Annotated in this window: 1 protein-coding gene; it reads left to right on the top strand. The window is 58.9% G+C overall.

Going from position 1 to position 854, the window contains the following annotated elements; translation table 11 throughout:
* On the top strand, positions 1 to 854 hold an 854-nt coding region (tnpC, locus tag ACF8SD_RS24260), incomplete at both ends, for an IS66 family transposase (protein ID WP_392485275.1).

Here is an 854-nt window from a genome sequence, read left to right as displayed (position 1 = left end):
AAGATCCAAAACGATGAAATCCTCATCGAACAGTTCAAGTTCGAAATCGCCCTGCTCAAACGGCACAAGTTTGCCAAGCGCAGCGAGCAAATCAGCCCGGCTCAAAGCAGCTTGCTGGATGACCTGCTCGACACAGACCTTGAAGCTATCGAGGCCGAGCTAAAACAGCTCCTCCCAGCTGCGCCACAGTCCGAACCACGGCAATCCCCGAAACGTGCGCCCTTGCCGCCGCAGTTTCCACGCACCGTCATTCGCCATGAACCCGAAAACACTCAGTGCGCCTGTGGTTGCCAGCTCCAACGCATCGGCGAAGACGTCAGCGAAAAGCTGGATTACACGCCGGGCGTGTTTACCGTCGAGCAACATGTGCGGGGCAAATGGGCCTGCCGTCAGTGTGAAACACTGATCCAGGCGCCGGTGCCGGCGCAGGTTATCGATAAAGGTATCCCGACCTCAGGTTTGTTGGCCCACGTGATGGTGGCCAAGTTTGCCGATCACTTGCCGCTGTATCGGCAGGAGAAGATTTTTGGCCGCGCCGGGCTGGCAATTGCTCGCTCGACCCTGGCGCAGTGGGTTGGACAAACCGGTGTGCGACTTCAGCCGTTGGTCGATGCACTGCGTGAAGCGGTGCTGAACCAGGGTGTGATCCACGCCGACGAAACACCGGTGCAAATGCTTGCGCCAGGCGAGAAGAAAACCCACCGGGCTTATGTCTGGGCCTACAGCACCACGCCGTTTTCGGCGCTCAAGGCGGTGGTTTACGACTTCAGCCCAAGCCGTGCTGGCGAACATGCGCGCAACTTCCTGGGTGACTGGAACGGCAAGCTGGTCTGCGACGACTTCGCTGGCTACAA

Source organism: Pseudomonas sp. CJQ_9 (assembly GCF_043106615.1).
Lineage (GTDB): Bacteria > Pseudomonadota > Gammaproteobacteria > Pseudomonadales > Pseudomonadaceae > Aquipseudomonas > Aquipseudomonas juntendi.
This window is presented reverse-complemented; position numbering and strand designations above follow the sequence as displayed.